Consider the following 20491-nt stretch of genomic DNA (forward strand, 5'->3'; position numbering starts at 1 on the left):
AAATGCGATGGTTCCATAGACAAATGACTTGTGTTTCTCGACGTGGTTGAGGATCGTTTTCAATTGCATCCTGTGTGTCCCGGTGACGTTTTAAGTGTGGTAACTCAAATCGTAACCGCTGGATCACAGGATGCATTCCTTCTATCAAAGGATTCGCTCAGCCCCTTCCGCCATCGCCTTCGCATCGCCCTCACACCTGCAGTGGCGATCGAAGGCGATGGCGGAAGGGGCGACACCCTTTTGCCGAACCTGAGCACAGCTCATCTTCAAACGATCCTTACTCACCCACAGAAACTGGTGACGAACCAAATATTTTTTCCCTGCATATTCACTATTTATCGGCAAATTTCCTTTGATTCTTCGCACACCACTGCAGACCTTAGGAGCAATTTTCTGCCGGAACGGTCAAAAAGGTGTCAGGAACCTTTTCGACTGAAGGTCAGACTGCGATCCGGTTGTTTTTCGCACAGGGGAATGCCGAAACGAGCGGCGCCTAGGGGATTTACCAGGTCATACTTGCGGACGAGTGTGAAAAAGGTTCCTGACACCTTTATTGTTCGGCCGGCTGGGGAGGGAACCCGGCGTACGTTGCGATGTACGCTGGTGGCGAACCGAAGCAGAACGACGGGAGGGTGGCCTTCGCGTTCACCGTGAAAGATGTGCCGGTGGACGGGTTCTGGTCGGTCAGTGTCTACACCAGGGAAGGGTTCTTCGAAAAGAACGCACAGGACGCGTACACATTTAATAATATGACCGCCAAACCTAACGCCGACGGCTCGGTGACGATCCACTTCGGGGGCGACGAAAACGCGCCGAACTATCTTCCGATCATGCCGGGGTAGAACGACTCCGTGCGGATGTATCGCCCGCGCAAAGAGATCCTCGACGGCACCTGGAAGTTCCCGGAAGCCCAGCCGGTGAAATAGAATGACGGACGCCCACGTTTCTCCGAGAGCATCCCGGAAAATCGCCGATCTTCTTTACTTCGATTGAGGACCTGCGAGCACGACCGCCACGCAAAGCGCGCGGTTCTTCCGACTCAGCCAGCCTGGGTGAGGACATTTGACAGTCAAAGCCGAATGTCCTCTTTTTTCTTCCCGCGGTTTTTCCCGGGCCGACATGGCGGCACATGTTATGTGAAGAGGTTCAACAATTTCGTTGCCGATTGATTTGCCGTAATGGTACTGCTGGCCGATTGTTGATATTTCGCCAGTGAGAGCAATGATCCATTGGGATCCGTAATGGACGCAAGTTGCATCCCGCCGCTCATTGCGTTCTGGTACATGGCTGCGAAGGTATTTCGATTATTGGCGATGACTTTCGCAACGAACGCCACGGCCTGGTCGACCGACTTCGCCACGAGTTGTTCACCATATTGCTGATTCGTCAACGTGGAATTGGGGTTGTTCTTCCCGATGCCTAAGGGTGATGCCGTGGTGGCACTCGTCGTTGTGGAAACACCAGATTCCGTATTGCTCGACGATGTCTGGCTCGAAGAGGGAGCAGGCAACGGCGCGGCATTGACGCTGGCGCCGCGACCATCGGCAATTTGAAGCGCCCGCATGGGCGTACCATCTTGCAGAAAGCGATTGACTTGACGCGTGGCCTCGGCCAGATCGTTTGCTTGTTGCTTTTCAGCAGCTGCAGCAATCGTTTTGGCTTGAAAGTATTGCGTGGCGGCCGCCGCCGGTGTGCTCACAACAGGAGTTCGTGCCGTCCCCGTTTGGACCGCCAAAAGCTTTGACGATAAGGCATTCGAAGCGACTGCTGACAGGCTGGTGCTATTCAACGAAATCACAAGGTGGCTCCGCAAGGTAGTTGCAGCGTTTCATCGACAAGGCAGAGGAACGCCGCGGATTTCCAGCAATCGTAGGTCGCAATTGCGAAAGCTCACGAAATCGAGAGCCTTTCTGTGCGATTCAATCGGGCACATAAACCGAGTGCGAGCGCTCCACCGCGCTGTCGCCTCTTCGCCACAACAAAGCAACATCCCCTGTTGCAAAAACGCAACGCCCTCGACACGTTCGAGGTCAAATGAAGTCCGCTCACCCGATGCAATCGGTGCATCTGCTTCGGCACGCGTGTTCAGTCAGATCGTCACAGCCATTTACGACGATGCGAAGCTCCGTCATTCACCAAGACTTACGGCAAACGAGGGAGCATTGCAGGAAATTTGAAATTCCCAAATCGTTCAGTGATTCGGATAAAATCGTCGAGACCTGGAATCTCGATTCTTTAGTCGCCTGCTGAAGTAATGGGGACTGGCTCCGGCGAGATTAAAATCACCATGACATCGTGAACGCCTGGGTGCCTGTTCCCCCTACTTCAACATGCTGTTTGGCAATTGGCATCGAAATGTCCGTTGATCCTGGGCGGTTTTCACCGTTATTCTAAGGACTGATCTGGGTAGCCCACCCAGGTTTTTCGGTCCGAAGGTGCATGAGAACCGGCTCCTCGACCGCGGTGACAACTGACAGCACGGCTTCCAATCCATTCAGACCTCAGGGGTCGATACGAGTTTCCAGTCGAGGCAATGTTAATGTCGGTTTCGGTCGATGGCTTCCTGAAACATCTGAGCGACAGCGGCGTGATGTCGTCGGCAGACATTTCAAACGTCGAAGCCCAGATTCCCGCCGCAAAACGAAGCCGCGATGCGGACTCGCTGGCACGTGAACTTGTCCGGCTCAAGATGTTGACGCCGTTTCAGGCGGATAACCTGAATCAAACGGAACCAGCTCCGTTGCTCATCGGGAATTACGTGATTCAGGACAAGATTGGATCTGGCGGAATGGGTGTCGTGTATAAGGCCCAGCATCGTCGGATGAAGCGAACCGTCGCGGTCAAGGTGTTGTCGTCCGATTCGTTGCGTGACACCGATACCGTGAAGCGATTTCTCCGCGAGGCGGAAGCCGCGGCCAAGTTGAGCCACCCCAACATCGTGGCCGCATTTGACGCCGATGAAGCGAATGGCATCCCCTTTCTCGCGATGGAATTTGTCGAAGGACAAGATCTTTCTGCCTGCGTGCGAACCAATGGCCCAATGTCGCTGGATCAGGCGCTCGATTGCATTCTGCAGGCGGCTCAAGGACTTGAGCACGCTCATCAGCAGGGCCTTGTCCATCGAGACATCAAACCCGCCAATATCCTGATCACGCCACAAGGTACCGTCAAAATCCTCGACATGGGACTCGCGCGTCTCCATACCATCAATGCCGATACGGCTTCGTCCGGCGCTGGTGAAATCACTCAGGCTGGCAGTGTCGTCGGTACCGTTGATTTCATGTCGCCGGAACAAGCCCTTGATTCAATTCAAGTTGACCCGAGCTCAGACATCTACAGTCTTGGTGCAACGCTGTACTACTTGATGACCGGCAAAGCGATGTACGAGCTACCGAGCCTGATGGCAAGGTTGATCGCCCATCGCGAATCGCCCCTACCATCCATTTGCGCCTTGCGGCCTGACGCCCCTCCCCAAATAGACACCGTCTTTCGCAAGATGGTCGCCAAGAAAAAAGAAGACCGTTATGAGTCGATGACGGCTGTCATCCGACAGCTACGCGATTGGAAAAACGCCGTGGAATCGGGCTCGGCGACGATGTCGTCACCCGAGCTGATCGTCCCCAAAAGCGTGATGGACGTGATCTTTGACGACAACTAAGCGTCGTCCAACTCGCGGTGCTAGAAGGACCCCTCGTCCCGCCCGAATCGCAAAAATGAGACCGGTACGATCGACGGTGCGTGCTTCCTGTTGCTCTCATTCTGCAGGGAGGCCCAGGAAAATCAAAAAGGTGGGAAAGTCAAAAAGGCGCCAGGAATCTTTGTGACTGATGATCGACTGCGTTCTTCTTGATCGTCATGCATAGAAAGGCCGAAGATGGCGACGCTTGAGTAGACCTGCCCCGTCGTGAGGGCGAACATATGTCCAAAAAAGTTCCTGACACCTTTTTCGTGTCCTATTGAAAAGGTTGGTCAGACCATCCTACTTTCGAGGAGGAAATAAATGCCAGGCTTTGTTGAGATTGCCCGTGAAGCATTCGCTTTCCTGGAGAGTCAATACCATTTTTCAATTAAGGAGTGTGTGGATGACGATGACTTTGGACAGGTTACCTATGTAAATATTAGAAACGGCGTTGCAGTTAAATTGCTCTATGAGTTTTCAAACGCGTTCGTGTTCGTGTTTATTTATCGATTAATAGATGGCCAGATCTGTGACAATGTTCTGCCAATTTCTAATGAGTCTGAGATCAATTGTATCGAGTTTAACGATGTTCTTTCAGGTGTTCAAAAGATGAAGCCTGCTTACGAATATGGCGACAATTCCTGTTATTACGATGGCCAAAATGGAATGCGAGAATACGTTTCGGAATTCGCGACTCGATTGCAGAAATATGGAGGAAAATTATTAGCCGGTGCTTTTGATGAGATGAAGGGCGTCGAACAGATAATTAAGCATCGTGCACGTGAAATGAGGAAACGGCGTGGAAAGTGAATTGCACTGTCATCGACTCCGTTGGCTGAAAGACAAAAAGGTGTCAGGAACCTTTTTGGTTGACGATCGGTTCCGGTAGAGGTAGTCTTCAGGCATGGGAAGACCAAAGCGAGCAACGCCTGGCGGGATGATATATCACGTTTTGAACCGTGCGAATGCCCGATTGCCGATTTTCGAATCGGACGATGATTATATGGCGTTTGAGCGCGTCCTTGCTGAGGCTGTCGAGCGCACGCAGACGCGATTGCTGAGCTATTGTCTGCTGCAGAATCATTGGCACCTGGTGGTCTGGCCCCGCGAAGAGGGGGAGCTGTCGCGATTCGTCGGCTGGCTGACTCTGACGCATACTCAACGCTGGCATGCGCATCGTGAATCGATCGGAGCGGGTCACCTCTATCAGGGGCGATTCAAATCGTTTCCGGTTCAGGACGACGAGCATTTTCTAACCGTCTGCCGGTACGTCGAACGAAACCCGTTGCGTGCCAATCTCGTCGAAGCCGCTGAGGATTGGCGATGGAGTAGTCTTCACCGCTGGTGTCATGGAACGGCGGAAGAAAAGTCACTGCTTACGAGTTGGCCGATTCGTCGCTCGTCCGGCTGGGTTCAGCATGTCAACGAGCCCCAAACCGACTTGGAACTCGCGGCAATACGTCGCAGCGTGAATCGCGGAGGGCCGTTTGGGACCGAAAGCTGGTCCAACACCGCAACGGCACGTCTCGGCCTCGAAATGACCACTCGTCCACGCGGACGGCCACTCAAGAACGCCAAAAAAGGTTCCTGACACCTTTTTTGTGTTATGCGGGTTTGGCTTGTGGGATGTTGTTGTTCGCGGATTGATCGAAGCGGATGACGGCCGGTTCTTCGAGCCAGGCTTTGATCGTGGCGGCGACCGCGTGCAGGTCGGCCAGATCGTCTGTGTCTGCCCCGGCTCCATTCGCCGTGGCGAAGGCCGGGCTGACGGAGCCTGCCGAGGCCTTCGATTTGCGTCGACGCATCATGTGAACTCCAATGGCGAGAACAACAACACCGGCAATTCCCAGTGACGAACCTTGAACGAGCGAGGCAAAATCTCGCCCAAATGGCAGCATGGCAATATTTTGATCGTCGCCCCTGGCCATCGCCTCGACAGCCGTTCCAGCGGGTGGCTTTCCGATGCTGACCTGAATCCGGTCTCGATCTTCTTTAAAGCCCACCGCATTTTTGACGAGTTCTTGAGCTTCGGCGGGTGTGATTCCAATTACATCTTCGATGTCTTCATCTTCCGCGGGAGCCTTGGGGGGGATCAGCATCACGGCAACCGTCAGGCGGTCGATCAATCCCTGTTGCTCTTCTTGTGAGCGGTTTACGCGAGAGACGGCGAATTCACTCTCGACTGTCTCATCGTTCTTGTTCGCAGCGCCGTTGTCTGGCCCATTGCCAGGGGCGGGCGGGATATTCGAGACTGCTCCCACCGGTCCTTTCGCGCCATTGCCCGCCGTGACCTTCGATTTGGTGACGGCTTCCCGCAGGACTGCGGACCCTTCGGGATCAAACTTTTCGCTGGTTTCTTTCAGGAGCCGGAAGCTCATTTCGGCGGTGACACGGACAGTGGCTCGTCCGGGCCCCAAAAGGCGCGCGAGAATCTCGTGTGCGTTGTCGGCCAGGTGAGCCTCGACCTCGCGCTGGTAGGCCAGTTGGTCGTTCGAGACCATTCCACCCCGCGGGTCTTTCTTCTCGGAAAGCATCCGTCCCTCGGTATCGGACACGGTGACGTTGTCGGGAGTCAAACCTTTGACGCTACCCGCGGACATCATGACGACCGTGTGCGCCATCGCGCGACTCATGACCATGCCCGGTTTGGTTTTGATCATGATGCTTGCCGTGACTGGCTTTTCTTCGCGTGCGAAGGGAGTCGGGTCGGGTTGAACGATGTGGACACGTGCATGCTCAACGGGATCGAGCGTCATAATGGTTCGGGCCAGTTCGCCCTGGATGGCGCGGACATAATTGATCTGCTGCTGAAATGGCGTAGAACCCAACGACATGGTGTCGAACAGTTCGTATCCCTTACCGGCACCTTGAGGCAGTCCGGCCGAGAACAGATTCATTCGCGTTGCGTGCACTTTGCTGGTCGGCACCAGGATTGTTGTTCCATCTCCGGCGAGCTTATACGAGACGCGGTCGGCGTCGAGCTTCTGTACCATCGCAGCAGCCGACTCGGTGTCCAGTTTCGAAAACAGCACAGCATAGCTGGGCTGCGCGGACCAGTAGCCCACGCTCCCGACGACGGCGAGCATCAATGCCACGGCCCCGGCATACAGGCCTTTTGCCATTGGCGACAGATTGGCCCAGAACTGTTGGATTTGAGCTAGCATCGTTCGATACCTGTTTCGTCTCGCGGTGGGTGAATACCCGTCATGCGTGAAGGCGCCGCACTCGCGATCAAGCGGCGCTATTGAAAGTATCGGTTGCGGTGACTTTGCCGGTTGAGTCGATTGTGGGGATTGAGGTGCGCGTCAGAAAAGTCGACCGGCAGTTACTGCCGAGATTGGGCCATTCCTCCGTGTCTCCGTGCCTTCTTCATCACCAAGGTGTTTCCGAAGTGTGCAAAACATCCCCGCGGGTCCAGTGGGGGATGGGGAGACACGGAGGCACAGAGACAACGGAGAAGGAGTTGAAGGACGCAGAAGCGATGGGACTTGAGGTCGTGTTTAAAAGAGCTGGCGGGGGGAGGGGGCTTGGGGTACGGTCTTTTCGGAGAATGCGCGTCGAGTTCACAATTCTCGAATGAATGAGCGAACCTGATGTCTGGTCGAATCATTGCGATTGGTGATATTCACGGCTGTGCTGTGGCGTTGTCGGCATTGATCGAGGCGATCGATCCCCGGCCGAACGATACGATTATTCCCCTGGGTGACTATGTCGACCGGGGATTGGATTCGCGTGGGGTGCTCGATCAGTTGATTGACCTTGAGCGACGTTGTCAGTTGATTCCGATTCTCGGCAACCACGACGAGATGATGTTGCACGCGCGGGACAGTGAATCGGACTTTCAGGACTGGATGACCGTCGGCGGTGCCGCAACGCTCGATTCGTATGGTTCCACCGGGACCCTTGCAAAGATCCCGCTCGGGCACTTCGAATTTCTTGCGCGTTGCCGGTCCTACTACGAGACCGAGACGCACCTGTTCGTGCATGCCAACTATCAGCCCAATCTGCCTCTGGATCAGCAGGATGACCATCACTTGCGCTGGCTATCGCTGCGGGATTCGATTCCTGAGAGCCACATGTCCGGCAAAGTCGCTGTCGTGGGGCATACGCCTCAGCCGGATATTCTGGATTTGGGTTACTTGATCGACATCGATACGGGCTGCTGCCGCGGAGGCTGGCTGACGGCGCTTGATCCCGTCGGCAGACAGGCCTGGCAGTTCAACGAGAGGGGGCAAGCACGAACGCCGGAGCTGGATCGAGAAAACCCCTTGATCATGGATCGCCCTGATGCCTGAGTTTGTGTCAGTTGCCGGGAGTTGTCCCGATTTCCCCTCGTTGTCTCGTTTTCCTCTCGTCACCAAGCTCCTGCCTGGTGACGCTTCCTGCACATCGGAAGTGTGTACGAGGGACTCAGGCCGCGTTCCTGGCCATGGGAAACCTGATCGCAAGAGGCGTTACCAAGCGGGAGCTTGGTAACGAGGAAACCGAGGGGAATTACCACTCGTCTGCATGGAAGGCCGCTAAAGAACGCAAAAAAGGTTCCTGACACCTTTTTTGTTACCACGCGGGGGAATCGCTGGCTGGAAAAGATTCTTCGGAGGCTTCCTGGACGACATCGAGTCGCGATTTTGATCGGCCGACCGAGACGACTCGTGTCAGCAAGAGTGACGAGTCTTCAATGGCTTGGAGCGAATGGGGTTCGCCGTCGGCAAGATACAAGAGTTGTCCGGCCGTCATTTCCCGGGTTCCGATTCCATCGACCGAAAACAGGATTCGTCCCTCAAGGCATTGAACGGTGATCTGATGGGGCGAGGCGTGCGTGGGAATCTCGCGGCCGGCGGGGATCACCAGGCGGATGAGTTCCAATTCGTTCGTTCTGACCAGGGTGGTCGTTTTCGAATCACACAAGTTGTCACCGAGCGTCAGTTGGATGACTTCACCGGCTGTGGAACGCTGAACTGGCATGACAGTTCCTCCTGAAACGAGTGACTGGGCTCCCGCGCGATACGATTCTCGCGTGAAATCACGACTCAATCGTTTTGCGGGTCAACGAGCTATGACCATTCAAATCGCTCCGGCCGCACCTGACGTTCGAGGTTCGCAACAGGAGCGAAGTCGCTCGCGCACCTCTTGGAGCGACTTTAGTGCCGAGTGAACGAAAAAAAGCTGCAGGAAGATTATATCATCCCAGGAAAGTCAGGCGTGCATCGAGTTTAAAAATCGGTCGCGAATGAAATCGGCGCATGGCTGAATGGGGGGCCGACGTGTCGTCGGCATGTGTGTCGCCGTTGATTCGACGGGCGATCAGATCTCCAGTTCCATCAGGTCTTCGGCGAGATAGGTTTCGGGAAAGATGGCGCGTGCGGTGGCCAGGCCGATGGGGTCGTCGTCGCTGCGTTGGGGGTCAATGTGTGTCAGGTACATTCGCGTGACGCGGGCTTCACTCGCTAGAGAGGCGACCTGTGACGTGTAGCTGTGTCCCGTCTTGCCCGCCCAGTCGGCCATCGCGTCCGGGAAGTAGCATTCATGGATCAGCAGATCGACGCCACGTACAAAATCGACATACGAATGACTGACGGTCGTGTCGGTGATATAGGCGATCTTCTTGTCGCCGACCTGAAGGCGATAGCCCACCGAGCCACCGGGGTGGTGCAGGGGCTGATGCGTGATGATGGCCTGTCCATTCGCGACCGCAACTTGATCGGTTAAGGGCAGGAATTCAAAGGCAGGCAAGACGGGGAACAACGGTTCGGAAAAGAGATGCTCTTTCACTGCGGCGATGGTGTCGGGCGACGCATGAACGCGGCAGTGCGTGATCTGGCCACGGGCGAGCGGGACCAGTAGATAGGTGAGACCTTGCACATGGTCCAGGTGTGCATGCGTCAGGAAAATGTCGATTTGTTGTGTCGCGAGGTGGGACGCGACGCGGAATGCGCTGCTGCCAGCATCGAACAGGATCCCGAGTTCGGGCAGCATGATCCCGGCCGTGTGCCGCCGTTCGTTCGGATGGTAACCTCCTGTTCCGAGAAACAGCAGACGCATGACACAGACTCCGCAAGGACGTTCATCGCTACGGTCTGCCCGGCGACAAACGTCACACTCCATTTCCTCGAGGCGTAGGGTTCATGCACCTGACGCCCTCTTTAAGGTTGCCGACCGATGAATGACACCTGATTTCCGGTATACCACACAATTGAGGGAAATTCATGGGGCTGGCGTGGTTGTCTGTCGAGTTGCCATCTGGGACGCCCGACGGGCGCGGTCTCTGCTCACGTGTCCCCGTTGTCAGCCGATGCGAATTTGCAGCCGAGGAATCGATATCCCGTACCGCGTACGGACAGGATATGTCGTGGCCGGGCCGAATCGGGTTCGAGGATTTTTCGAAGCCGCAGCACGAAGTTGTCGATGGTTCGGGTGGTGACGTCGGCTGATTGATCCCAGACCTCGGTCAGGATTCGGTTTCGGGAGAGGACTTCCCCTTCATGCTCGATGAAGTAACGCAGCAACTGCATTTCGAGTGTGGTCAGGCTGTATTTTTTGTCAACCACTTTGACTTCGAACGCCTGGAAATCGACCCGAGTCTCGCCGAATTCGTAGAACTCGGGTTCGGTTCGAATCTCGGTGTCGGACGTGGTCGCTTCGGTTCGCAGGGTTCGATAGCGTTCCAGCAGGTTCTTGACGCGGTTGAGCAATTCGGGAAGTGCGAACGGCTTGGTGATGTACTGGTCGGCACCGACGTCGAAGGCGTGCATGCGGTCTTCGACCAGGCCTCGCGCGCTGAGCACGATGATCGGGACTAGGGTATTGACCGATCGGACGGCCGAGCAGATTTCATAACCGCTCATTCCCGGCAACATCAGATCGAGGATGATGAGGTCGATCCGGGGATCGGAGTTTTGAAAGAGTCTGAGGGCCGTCGGGCCGTCACCCGCCAGCAGGACTTCGAAGCCTTCCTGCTCGAAGTTGAATTTGAGACCCAGGGCGAGAGCTTCTTCGTCCTCGACGATCAAGATGCGCATCGACGCCCGCTTTCCATCAATAAACCGAAGTGAACCGAAATTGTTTTCTCGCGACAGGATAGCAGGGGACCACGGCGGAACGCGATTGTCCCAGAAATTCACTTTCCTTCTCTGGGTCTCCGTGGCTCTGCGTCTCCCTAACCACCAATGCGCACCCGAAGTACGTCAAACGTGCAAGTGGGCTCAGCGGTGATAGGGGAGACGCAGAGCCACGGAGACACAGAGGAGGAAGGATCGAGTGGAATTCAGGGGAAATTCAGGGGTGGATTGCGGGGACTTGAATGTTTCAATTCTGGAAAGTCGGGAATCTAATGTTGTTCGCGGGTTGACTGCGGTGATGAGATGGATCGAAAATATGGCCCGTGATGGCGGAGTTCACCTGAAACTTGACGAGCATCATGACTGACGAAACTTCGCCTGCTTCGAATCTGCCGCTGACGGCCTCGTTTACCGAGGATGCGGTGATTCTTCGGCCTGATTTGCGGGACAGCGAATCGATCGCGATGACTGATGTCGGTGTCAACGCTGGCTCGGTGCCTCCGGCGTTGCCCGTCGACACCGACGATTCCCGGCCCGATCGGGCGCCGCGCTGGTACTTCGCCATTTGCGAATCGATCCTGTGGTTCGTGGGGACCCTGGCCGTTCATTTGATCGGCGGAGTCGCGACGATTATCGCCGTGACCATTGTGTGGACAATCCTTTCCAATGGTCGCTCGGTCAGTATGAGCGATCCGCGTGTGCTGATGCTGGCGACCGCGGGTGAGATGGTGCTGTTTGTTCTGGCGGCGATGTTGTGTGTGTCGGTGCGGTATTGGGGGCGAACGTTTGCCGAGTTGAACTTGAGTCGTCCCGAGCTGAAGCATGTGGCGATTGTGATTGCCGGCACATTACCGCTTAGCTACTGCGTGTCGGCTTACAGCATGCCGATTCAGTGGGGTTGGAATCTGATTGGGGAACAGTTTCCGGGATTGAAAGTGATCGACGAACTGAGCGCTATGAGGATGGTCAATGAAATGGCGGATGCGACCTCGCTTCCGGTCATGATTCTGATTCTGGCGGTATTGCCCGCGATTGGTGAGGAACTGGTGTTTCGGGGTGCCATGGGACGGGTGTTGATGGCGTCGCTCGGTATTTGGGGCGGGGTCGCGTTGACGTCATTCCTGTTCGGTTTGATTCATGTCCATCCGGTGCATGCCTTGGCGGTGATTCCGCTGGGGATTGCGATGCATCTGGTCTATCTATGGACGCGCAGTTTTTGGATGCCGATGTTGTTTCACTTCGTCAACAATTGCTGGGCCTCGGTGACGGCTCAATTTGGTTCGGGTGAGCCATTCCAAGAGAACGCCGCCGTCACGTTGACGGATCTGGTGGGCATGTTCGCAGCGGCAATCGCGGTGACGGCGCTGGCGATCGCGTTATTCCAGTCACGGATCCGCTACCGTCACCCTGACGGAGCGGAATGGACCTCGCCCCACTATCCTCTGCGTGTTCCACCGTCGCGCACGATTCGGCGCACGACGGCAGCCATGGGGCTGAGTTACTGGGCGACCGGATTTGGCTTTGCTCTCGTTTGCCATCTGGCGATGGGATGGCAATTGTGGAAAGCCATGATGAGTCCGCAATAATCTTGGGGATCGATGAAACCTGCTGCGACCCACCTGCCATCGCTCCCGCCGAAACATCCTCCGAAGTGCGTTAACGAACTCTTAAGTGACGAATCGATGAATCCTCAAGACGAACTGCACGCCCTGACCAACCGATTTTCCGAGTCGAGTGCACTGTTTCAGCGAGCGGAGCATATTCCGTCGGTTGTGACGCCGGAGCCCTACAAGACGATGCTGGCGCACAACCACCACATGACGGTCGAGATGGAGCAATATCATAAGACCTCCGTCGACGTTCGGGTGCTCGACAGCCATCAGAAGGGAAACGAGTATTTCCGGAAGATCCTGTTGCTGAAACACGGGACGAATACACCGGTGCAGTTCGGAATCGTGCGGTTTCGGTTGGAGTATGTGACCGATGCCGTGCGTGACGAGATCCTGGCGGGGCAAATACCGCTCGGGCGGATTCTGATCAATCACAATGTGCTGCGGCACGTTGATCTGGGGGCGATCCTGGAGATCAAGGCCGGTCCCGCGCTGGCGGAATATCTGCAGATGCCGGTCGGAGAGATTACCTACGGACGCCTCGCCACGATCTTCTGCAATCGTCAGCCCGCGGTCGATCTGCTTGAGGTCTCGGCCCCGCTGATTTGATTGTTTTCACTGTGTCTCCGTGTCTCGCGGTCCCTCGCTGGACCCACTTGTACGTGTGGCGTACTTCGGGAGCACATTGGTGTTAGGGTGACACAGAGACGCAGTGGCACAGAGAAGAGAAGAAAGAAGAAAAGAGATTAGCCGGCGGTGCGCATTTCGAGTTCGACGGCGCTGACGGCGACGACGGCGATGCCGAGTTTGTCGGCCAGTTCGATGACTTCGGGTTCGTTCAGGATGATGGTCATGCCGCTTTCGATGGCCAGGACGCGGCCGCCGGATTCGTGCATGGTCTTGATCGTCTGCGTGCCGATTGTCGGAACGTCGAACCGCATGTCCTGCTGTGGTTTGGCGACCTTGACGACGGTGAATCCCCCGCGGCGGCAGAGTTCTGCCGAGCGACGGATGGCACGATCCGTGCCTTCGATGGCTTCGACGGCGATGACGGCCATGTCGTGAACGACGACGGACTGCCCGACGTCCAGACGTCCCATTTCCTTGGCCAGTTCCCAACCAAAGCGAATGTCTCGCCACTGGGCTTCAGTCGGCTTGCGTTTCGTGAGGAATCCGTGGTTCACGAGCAACTCCGGGCAGTAATCGAGGGCGGAATCGAAATAGATATTGTCACGTTCAAATTCACGGATCACGGCGAGCAGCAGTGTGTCGTCTTTGCGGTCGCGGCTGGCATAGCGAAGCCACATGTGGATGGTTCGCCAGTCGGGTAGAAGTCGCAGGATGCGAAACGGTTGAAACAGGACGGTCTTTTCGATTTTGCCCGCCATGACGACGCGGTTGATCCGGGCCTTCTTGAATAGGCTGATCGCGCGACCGATACGTGCCAGCGGCGCTTCGACATACGAATGGCAGATCTCGCGGAGTTCCGGCGGCGCCATTCCCATGACGCCGACCCCGTAGACATGATGTCCCTGTTTCTGAGCGGCCAGCGCGAACGAGATCGGAAACTGTCCCGAGCCGGCCAACAGGCCAACACGGCGTCCCGAAAACGTCATCGAATTGTTTCCGGCTCCCTCCATGGAGTCGCCTTTCAATCCGTTTTTCTGCTGGTCACCTGAGGAGCAATCATCCTTGATTTTCAGTGAAACCGACATGAGTCTATCCGACCGTTCTGTTCCGCGTGGGAAGGCGTATGGCAAGCGAGAGTTATCCCGCCGCACGATGAGACGTGGCACTGTCGTCTGACGCAACCTGACTTCTGAGTTGTTCGAGCTGCGCCGTCAGCAGCTCGACTTGTTTTTCGAGTGTATGCAGATCGTCGCGCATATCTGGGATGCGCTTCATCGACACGACCAGGCGTTTTTGATCCGATTCGTGTGTGGCGGGGATTCCGAGCCAGGTTTCTCCGGCAGGGATATCTTTGACCACACCCGCTTTCGCACCGACCGAGCAGCCGGTGTTCAAATGCACGTGATCACGGACGCCGGCCTGACCGCCCAGTCGCACATAGTCACCCGTGGTCGACGACCCGGCGAGTCCGACTTGCGACGCGAAGACGTTGTGACGACCGACTTCGCAGTTGTGTGCGACCATGACCAGGTTGTCGAGTTTCGTGCCGGCACCGACGATGGTTGGGCCGATCGCGCCGCGATCGACCGTGGTGCAGGCACCAATCTCGACATCGTCGTGAATCTGGACGGAACCGAGCTGCGGGATCTTTTCAAATCGGCCGCCGATGAATCGGTAGCCAAATCCGTCGGCACCGATCACCGCGCCACTATGAATGATGACATTGTTTCCGATGACGACGTCGTGATAGATCACCGAGTTCGCGTGCAGGATGGTGTTGTCACCAATCTGACAGCCGGCTCCCACGACGACGCCGGGGTGCAGGTCGCAATTCGAGCCAATGATCACTTCGTCGCCCAGGCAAACTCCCGATGCGATATAGCAGTTGGAACCGTACTTGGCGGTGGGGCTGATGTGGGCGTGGGGCGAGATTCCGCGTTGGGGCCGACCACGTATCTTGCGGAACAGCGGCAGCAGTGTTTGGAACGCGGATTGGACGTCGGCGACGATAATCAGCGAGTTTTGGGTCGTCTCGCCGATCAGGCCGGCGATCTTGGGTTCCACCAGGACGGCTCCCGCGCGGCAATCTTTCAATCGGCGCAATTGAACCTGATCCAACACGAAGGTCAGGGCGGTTGGACCGGCCCCTTCAATGGCCGCTGCGTCGTCGATCGTGCGCAGACGATCGCCCTGAACAGAACCATTGACTAAGGCAGCCAATCCTTCGACCGTGTGACTCACGCGTGCATCCTTTCAGCGGGATTCAACTTTGGGGGAGATCGTAAACATCTCGTTGCGGGCGGTGTGAAATCGGGCGTCGGTCCTGACGAGCGATTCACTCTTGCGGACGAGTTTTCGGCGATATGATATTCGTCCGCATGTGGTATAGCTGAATTTTGGCGAATTGGGCAAGAGAGATCGTCGACTGGCGAATCAGCGGAAAATCCGCTATTTCTACGGGCTGAACAGGCATTGGAAAACAGGAGCAAGCAAGATGGCCGTGCGGGGGATTCGAGGAGCAACCAGCGTTGAAAAGGACTCGGCCGAAGAGGTTCTGTCCGCAACGCGCGAACTGCTGAACGAACTTCTCAAAGCCAATTGCATCCACGAGTTCGACGAAATTGTGTCAGCGATTTTTACGACGTCGCCTGATCTAACGTCCACGTTTCCGGCCGAGGCGGCTCGAGCGATTGGAATGAAGCAGGTTCCGTTGCTCTGTGCGTCGGAAATCGCCGTTCCCAGCAGCCTGCCGCGCTGCATTCGCGTGCTGCTGCATGTGAATACTGACAAAAAACAAACGGAAATTACGCACGTTTATTTGCGGGAAGCGAAGCGGCTGCGGCCGGACATGGCCAGCGCCCAGTAGGTTTGTGGTTCCTGCTTGGAAGTCCCCTCGCTCCCAAGCTGCCGCTTGGGGACGTCTTTTGTGACTTCAATCTCTTCCGAGCGGGAAAGCGGTCTGCGCCTCCCTTATATCCACTCCGCGCAGGGCGAAGCGTTCCCAAGCGGGAGCTTGGTAACGAGGAAAAACGAACGAGGAAAACGAGGGGGTCGCAATCCGCCGCGAGATCCGGTTGAAGCCTGCTAACGGTATTGTTCGAGCAGGGCATTGGTGGCGAGGAGCTCGCGTGAGAAACCCTCAACGATGTTGGGACTTCCGCCGCCGGGTAGCACTTCCCAGGTGTAGGTTTCGACCTCAAGGTGCGGCGCGTAGTCCAGTTCGGGAATGACGGCGAGGGCGCGTTTTAGTTCTGAGCGGGTCGTCCCGAGCGGTCCCAGGTGTTCCGCATCGACAGGGACATGGAAGTGGACTCGCCAGACCGGTGCAGTCCGGAATTCGTCGGCAGGCCGGGAGACCATATGGTCGTCCAGGTCGACGTATCGTGCGATCTTTCCTTCGGCCGTTTTGGCGAATGTCTGATGCAGATAGCGTGGTTCGATATAGCGGGCCAAGGCGGCCATCGCTTCGACACGCAGCGCGGGTTCAGTGACTTCGATGGCGCAGGTGATATGGATCTTGTTGAGGCGGATTTCCGCCTGGACCAATGATCGGATCGAGGCCGCAACATCTTCGAATTCGACCGCCTGATGACAGACGTCGTAACAGACACCGATATGGGTGCGAACGCAATTCACGGCGTTGGCATCTGACGCGTGTACGCGCAAACGATCGAAGAACTGAATCGTTTCCACGGTCGTTTCGATGACGCAAAACGGTTCGGGTTCGATCGCCAGACGGATCACGCGTCCGGTCTCGTGATACAGGCGATCGAGGCCGCGGGCGAGCTCGACTAATTGGGCCGCGCAGCGGTCTGCGAATTCCACGGGTTGCTCGAAGGGCTTAAATCCGAGCGGCACGGTCGAGATACTGCCTTCGGCACCTTCGGGAAGGAGCGCCGCCAGACAGCGCGCACAGGCCAGAGTGTAGTTCAGTCGATCCGCGTGAGACCAATCGGGAAGATAGACATTTTCCTTGACGCGGGCGGAATGAAAGTCGCCATAGGGGAAGGCGTTCAGCGTGTAGCAACTGAGTCCCCTTGCCGCCAAACCTTCGCGGAATCGGGCTACGGCGTCTGGAGTTTGTTCCAATTCATGGACGACCGATGCGGCCAGCCACAGTCCGGCCGCCAGGTCTTTTCCATAGTTGGTCTTGATCGGCAGTGTGAATCGATCGAGTCCCTCTTCAACTTCGGCCACGGTGCGGCCGGGATGGACATTGGTGCAATAGCTGAGCGGTAAGGAACTGATTGTCATGGCAGGTGGGCTTCACGGAGGGACGGCGGTGTTGGACGCTCGGCCAATGGGCTGACGAAGAATCCATGGAAGCGGGCGCAAAACGAGGGCACGAACAGCCTTTGTTATAGCACCCTCATGCGTTCCTGCCCTCTGTAGAAAGTGGTAAATTCCGGTTCAGTACAGACATTTTGACTGTACGAGTGTTCTGCCCCGAGAGGCTTACGAAATTGAGATTGATCGAGGTCGATAAAGACAACAAGCGGATCCCTGTGGGGGAATCCGCTTGTTGTCATGGGGTTCGGGCGAATGTGTTCCGTCAGGCAGTCGAAGTCAGTGTGGATCGACGACCGGGGCCGAGGCGGTCATTTCGGTGGCCGAGGCTTCGAAATGTGCCGGATCGGCCTGAGGCGTGAGCGTCTGTCCGGGATTGTTGGAGACATACGGCGAATTGACGAGGTCACCCATTTGTGGTGGTGACAGCGGGATCTGGCCGTTTTGTGCGAGCGTCGTTGTGTCGAAGCTTTGGTAAGCCATCGTGGGCTGTCCGCCGCTGGGCATCCAGCTATTCATTGGGCCACCGAATTGAGTTGGCGGGTACGAGGCGATCGTCGGTTCGACATCACGGCCGCGCATCCGTCGTGCCCGGCGATTCGGTTCCATGCTCACTTCAGGAATCATGGCGGGGTCGTCTCCCATGGACATGTTCGACGCCATCATCGGGGCCGAGAATTCCATCGAACTGGCGGCCATCGTGGGATCCATGGTCATGATCTGGCCATCGGCGACCATCATTCCGTCCGTCATCATGGGGGAGCTGGCCATCATCGGTACGCCCGAGTCTTGCATGATCGCCGAACGTGACGACAGTTTCGGATCGAGCAGCGTGGCCAGGCGCGATTGGACTTCCGGCTGATTCCAGTTGGCAGCCAGCGAACGTTCGTAATACGCGATCGCCGCGTCGCTACGGCCGGTTCCCTGATAGAGCTGCCCAAGATGTGACAGGGCGATTGGATTCGTCGGGCTGGCTTTCAGGGCGTTTCGCAGCGATTGTTCGGCACCCGCCATGTCACCGGATTCGCGTTGGATCCAGGCGAGTTCGATATTGGATTCGGGGACGTACGGCTGTGTTGCGACCCAGCCCACCAGCAGTTCCTGGGCTTCTGTCGTTCGTCCTTGCGAGACCATCAACTGGGCCAGCGAGTGATACGTGGGCTGATGCATGGCGTTGATCGTCAGGTTGTGTTGCAGGATCCGTTCGCAACCGGCGACGTCACCCTGCTTTTGGATGGCCATCGCCAGGTTGTGTCGGTAGTCAGGGTTACAGGGATCGTGGCGGACCGCTCGAGCGAACCGCTTCCGGGCTTGAACATAGTGCCCGCGGCTGTATTGCCGCATGCCGGAACGGTTCATGGCCCAGCCGTTGCCGGCGTAACATCCGACGTTCGTGAGCAACAGGCCGAGAAGCAGGACTCGACACACGTTGATCGGCGACAGAAAGCCGTTGCTGCGCATAGTTTCGCGGCTCCAGATTTTCAGGAGATGTTCGACACGAACTCGGCCGACAGACGTCAGCACCGAACGTGACAATGGGAAATGATTTGAATTGTGGGAGTTGGAGGTCGGGAACATATCCCAGGGTTTCAAGAGCGGCAAGCCGACTTTATCCCATCCGCGGTTTCCTGCGGAAAATCTCAGAAATCGCCGCGACCGCCGTTGAGTTCAGGTAAAAACTGCCGATCGGATCGGTTTTCACCTTGGTTTGCACGATGGCTGGCACCCATTGGGAGCAACTTTGAATTGGTGTCACATGGGATTTGAACGAGACACAGAGACGGGGAGACACAGAGAAGACGTAGAGAACGTCGTGAGGCGAAATGTGGGCTTCACGGCCTGTTGCAAGAAGGGGACAGGTAATTCAGGTTGGTTGGCGGGATTTCAGGATCGGCATTGTTTCGACGGTTCAAGAGTGCATACTAGTGGTGCGGGATGAATCCAACTTGGATTGGTCCGCTGGGGGATCGAGTCGCCGCAGAGTGCCCATTCCCCGAAGTTGATGATGCCGATGGGGACGTGAAAATTTCCGCGGCAGAGTGTCAGGGGCGATGTCATCTGGAATGTCTGTCGCCATGTGGGACGAAGCCCGATGGGCTCAAACCTTGTTTTCTCTGGAGATCACCATGAATGAGTGCCCCGATTGCTCGAATGGCATGCCGCCTATGATTTCTCGACGAGGATTCGTCCAAACGGTCGGTGCCGTGACGGCCGTCGCCGCCTTGCCGCGATTGGGACGATCGGCGGACGACGCCAAGCCGAATTCGGAATCACTCGTCAAGAAACTGTACGAGTCGCTGACGCCCGCTCAGAAGGAAGAGATCTGTTTTGATTGGAATCACACGGATGACCGTGGTCTGCTGCGGACGCACGTCTCGAACAACTGGCAGATTACCGGCGATCACAAGATCTCGTCGAATTTCTACACGGCCGATCAGCAAGGAATGATCGAGGCCCTGTTCTGGGGGTTGTACGCACCTGATTGGCACGACCGGATCAAGAAGCAGTTGAAAGACGACGCCGACGGATACGGCAAAGAGCAATCGATCGCCATTTTTGGCGAACCGGGAACTGGCAAATTTGAGTTCGTCATGACCGGTCGTCACCTGACGATTCGTTGTGATGGCGACAGCACCGAGCATGTCGCGTTCGGCGGTCCGATCTTCTACGGGCATGCCGCGTCGTCGTTCAATGAAGAGGTTGGGCATCCCGGCAATGTCTTCTGGTATCAGGCTCAGAAGGCAAATGGCCTGTACAAGATGCTGGATGGCAAGCAGCGGGCCGAGGCTCTGGTCGAAGTGGCTCCTAAAGAGAGTCTGGTTCATTTCGGCGGCCCCGATGGGAAACCACAAGGGATCGTCATCAGCGAACTGTCGTCCGACCAGAAAGAGTACGCCCAGAAGGTGCTGGACGCTTTGGTTGAACCGTACCGGACGTCGGACCGTGAAGAAGTTCGCAAGTGCCTTCAGGCTCAGGGCGGGCTGGATCGTTGCCGACTGGCGTTCTACAAATCGGGCGATCTCGGCAACGACGGCGAATGGGACAACTGGCGTCTGGAAGGGCCGTCGTTCGTCTGGCACTACCGCGGCACGCCGCATGTTCATGTCTGGGTGAACATTGCAGACGATCCCTCGGTTAAGATTTCGGCACGCGGTTGAGACTGGATGGATGGATCGGGGTTCTGACTGTTAAGGTCTCGCTCGGCGAGGTCTCGACATTGGAACGTC

At 56.6% G+C, this 20491-nt stretch carries 17 protein-coding genes and 1 pseudogene; 9 read left to right on the plus strand and 9 right to left on the minus strand.

Annotation, left to right across the window (positions count from 1 at the left end; genetic code table 11):
- Positions 1 to 557 precede the first annotated feature (557 nt).
- A pseudogene (locus OSO_RS51775) lies at positions 558 to 926 on the plus strand (DUF1214 domain-containing protein); the annotation flags it as partial.
- Positions 927 to 1132: 206 nt separating this feature from the next.
- On the opposite strand, the gene OSO_RS0133415 reads toward OSO_RS51775, so the two are convergent.
- Positions 1133 to 1798 (minus strand): hypothetical protein, encoded by a 666-nt coding sequence (locus OSO_RS0133415; RefSeq protein WP_029247745.1) that lies wholly within the window; start codon positions 1796 to 1798, stop codon positions 1133 to 1135.
- Positions 1799 to 2539: 741 nt separating this feature from the next.
- On the opposite strand from OSO_RS0133415, the gene OSO_RS46155 reads away from it, so the two are divergent.
- From OSO_RS46155 to OSO_RS0133435, 3 genes are all read left to right on the plus strand, one after another.
- Positions 2540 to 3658 (plus strand): serine/threonine protein kinase, encoded by a 1119-nt coding sequence (locus OSO_RS46155; protein ID WP_010587221.1) that lies wholly within the window; start codon positions 2540 to 2542, stop codon positions 3656 to 3658.
- Positions 3659 to 4000: 342 nt separating this feature from the next.
- Positions 4001 to 4489, plus strand: a complete 489-nt coding sequence (locus OSO_RS0133430) for a hypothetical protein (RefSeq protein ID WP_010587222.1) — start codon at positions 4001 to 4003, stop codon at positions 4487 to 4489.
- 94 nt (positions 4490 to 4583) lie between these two features.
- Positions 4584 to 5270: a transposase gene (locus OSO_RS0133435; RefSeq protein ID WP_029247746.1), complete on the plus strand. Its 687-nt coding sequence runs from the start codon at positions 4584 to 4586 to the stop codon at positions 5268 to 5270.
- A 13-nt stretch (positions 5271 to 5283) separates the two neighbouring features.
- On the opposite strand, the gene fliF is transcribed toward OSO_RS0133435, so the two are convergent.
- Positions 5284 to 6843: a flagellar basal-body MS-ring/collar protein FliF gene (gene fliF / locus OSO_RS0133440; RefSeq protein ID WP_010587224.1), complete on the minus strand. Its 1560-nt coding sequence runs from the start codon at positions 6841 to 6843 to the stop codon at positions 5284 to 5286.
- Positions 6844 to 7272: 429 nt separating this feature from the next.
- Here fliF and OSO_RS0133450 point away from each other — a divergent pair, with 429 nt between their 5' ends.
- A complete protein-coding gene (locus OSO_RS0133450; RefSeq protein WP_010587226.1) occupies positions 7273 to 7974 on the plus strand; it encodes a metallophosphoesterase in 702 nt (233 codons plus the stop codon).
- A gap of 262 nt (positions 7975 to 8236) precedes the next feature.
- Here the strand turns inward: OSO_RS0133450 and OSO_RS0133455 are convergent, their stop codons facing one another.
- From OSO_RS0133455 to OSO_RS46160, 3 genes are all read right to left on the minus strand, one after another.
- Positions 8237 to 8644, minus strand: a complete 408-nt coding sequence (locus tag OSO_RS0133455; protein WP_010587227.1) for a cupin domain-containing protein — start codon at positions 8642 to 8644, stop codon at positions 8237 to 8239.
- Positions 8645 to 8983: 339 nt separating this feature from the next.
- Complete coding sequence (locus OSO_RS0133460; RefSeq protein WP_010587229.1) at positions 8984 to 9721, minus strand: MBL fold metallo-hydrolase; 738 nt, start codon at positions 9719 to 9721, stop codon at positions 8984 to 8986.
- Positions 9722 to 9948: 227 nt separating this feature from the next.
- Positions 9949 to 10698 (minus strand): response regulator transcription factor, encoded by a 750-nt coding sequence (locus OSO_RS46160; protein WP_040593558.1) that lies wholly within the window; start codon positions 10696 to 10698, stop codon positions 9949 to 9951.
- A 398-nt stretch (positions 10699 to 11096) separates the two neighbouring features.
- On the opposite strand from OSO_RS46160, the gene OSO_RS0133475 reads away from it, so the two are divergent.
- Positions 11097 to 12323, plus strand: a complete 1227-nt coding sequence (locus tag OSO_RS0133475) for a CPBP family intramembrane glutamic endopeptidase (RefSeq protein WP_010587231.1) — start codon at positions 11097 to 11099, stop codon at positions 12321 to 12323.
- Between the two features lie 96 nt (positions 12324 to 12419).
- The gene (locus tag OSO_RS0133480) at positions 12420 to 12956 is read left to right on the plus strand and encodes a hypothetical protein (protein WP_029247747.1); all 537 of its coding nucleotides are present in this window, start codon (positions 12420 to 12422) and stop codon (positions 12954 to 12956) included.
- Between the two features lie 137 nt (positions 12957 to 13093).
- On the opposite strand, the gene OSO_RS0133485 is transcribed toward OSO_RS0133480, so the two are convergent.
- Together OSO_RS0133485 and lpxD are read right to left on the minus strand one after the other, a co-directional pair.
- Positions 13094 to 14062, minus strand: a complete 969-nt coding sequence (locus OSO_RS0133485; protein WP_010587233.1) for an LpxI family protein — start codon at positions 14060 to 14062, stop codon at positions 13094 to 13096.
- Between the two features lie 52 nt (positions 14063 to 14114).
- Complete coding sequence (gene lpxD / locus OSO_RS0133490) at positions 14115 to 15218, minus strand: UDP-3-O-(3-hydroxymyristoyl)glucosamine N-acyltransferase (protein WP_010587234.1); 1104 nt, start codon at positions 15216 to 15218, stop codon at positions 14115 to 14117.
- A gap of 253 nt (positions 15219 to 15471) precedes the next feature.
- On the opposite strand from lpxD, the gene aroH reads away from it, so the two are divergent.
- A complete protein-coding gene (gene aroH / locus OSO_RS0133495; RefSeq protein WP_010587235.1) occupies positions 15472 to 15843 on the plus strand; it encodes a chorismate mutase in 372 nt (123 codons plus the stop codon).
- A 218-nt stretch (positions 15844 to 16061) separates the two neighbouring features.
- On the opposite strand, the gene eboE is transcribed toward aroH, so the two are convergent.
- Both eboE and OSO_RS0133505 read right to left on the minus strand, forming a co-directional pair.
- Complete coding sequence (eboE, locus tag OSO_RS0133500) at positions 16062 to 17231, minus strand: metabolite traffic protein EboE (RefSeq protein WP_010587236.1); 1170 nt, start codon at positions 17229 to 17231, stop codon at positions 16062 to 16064.
- Between the two features lie 312 nt (positions 17232 to 17543).
- A complete protein-coding gene (locus OSO_RS0133505; RefSeq protein ID WP_162130583.1) occupies positions 17544 to 18725 on the minus strand; it encodes a tetratricopeptide repeat protein in 1182 nt (393 codons plus the stop codon).
- A gap of 665 nt (positions 18726 to 19390) precedes the next feature.
- Between OSO_RS0133505 and OSO_RS0133515 the strand changes: the two genes are divergently transcribed.
- Positions 19391 to 20422, plus strand: a complete 1032-nt coding sequence (locus tag OSO_RS0133515; RefSeq protein WP_040593638.1) for a DUF3500 domain-containing protein — start codon at positions 19391 to 19393, stop codon at positions 20420 to 20422.
- Positions 20423 to 20491 lie beyond the last annotated feature (69 nt).

It is taken from the genome of Schlesneria paludicola DSM 18645 (assembly GCF_000255655.1).
Lineage (GTDB): Bacteria > Planctomycetota > Planctomycetia > Planctomycetales > Planctomycetaceae > Schlesneria > Schlesneria paludicola.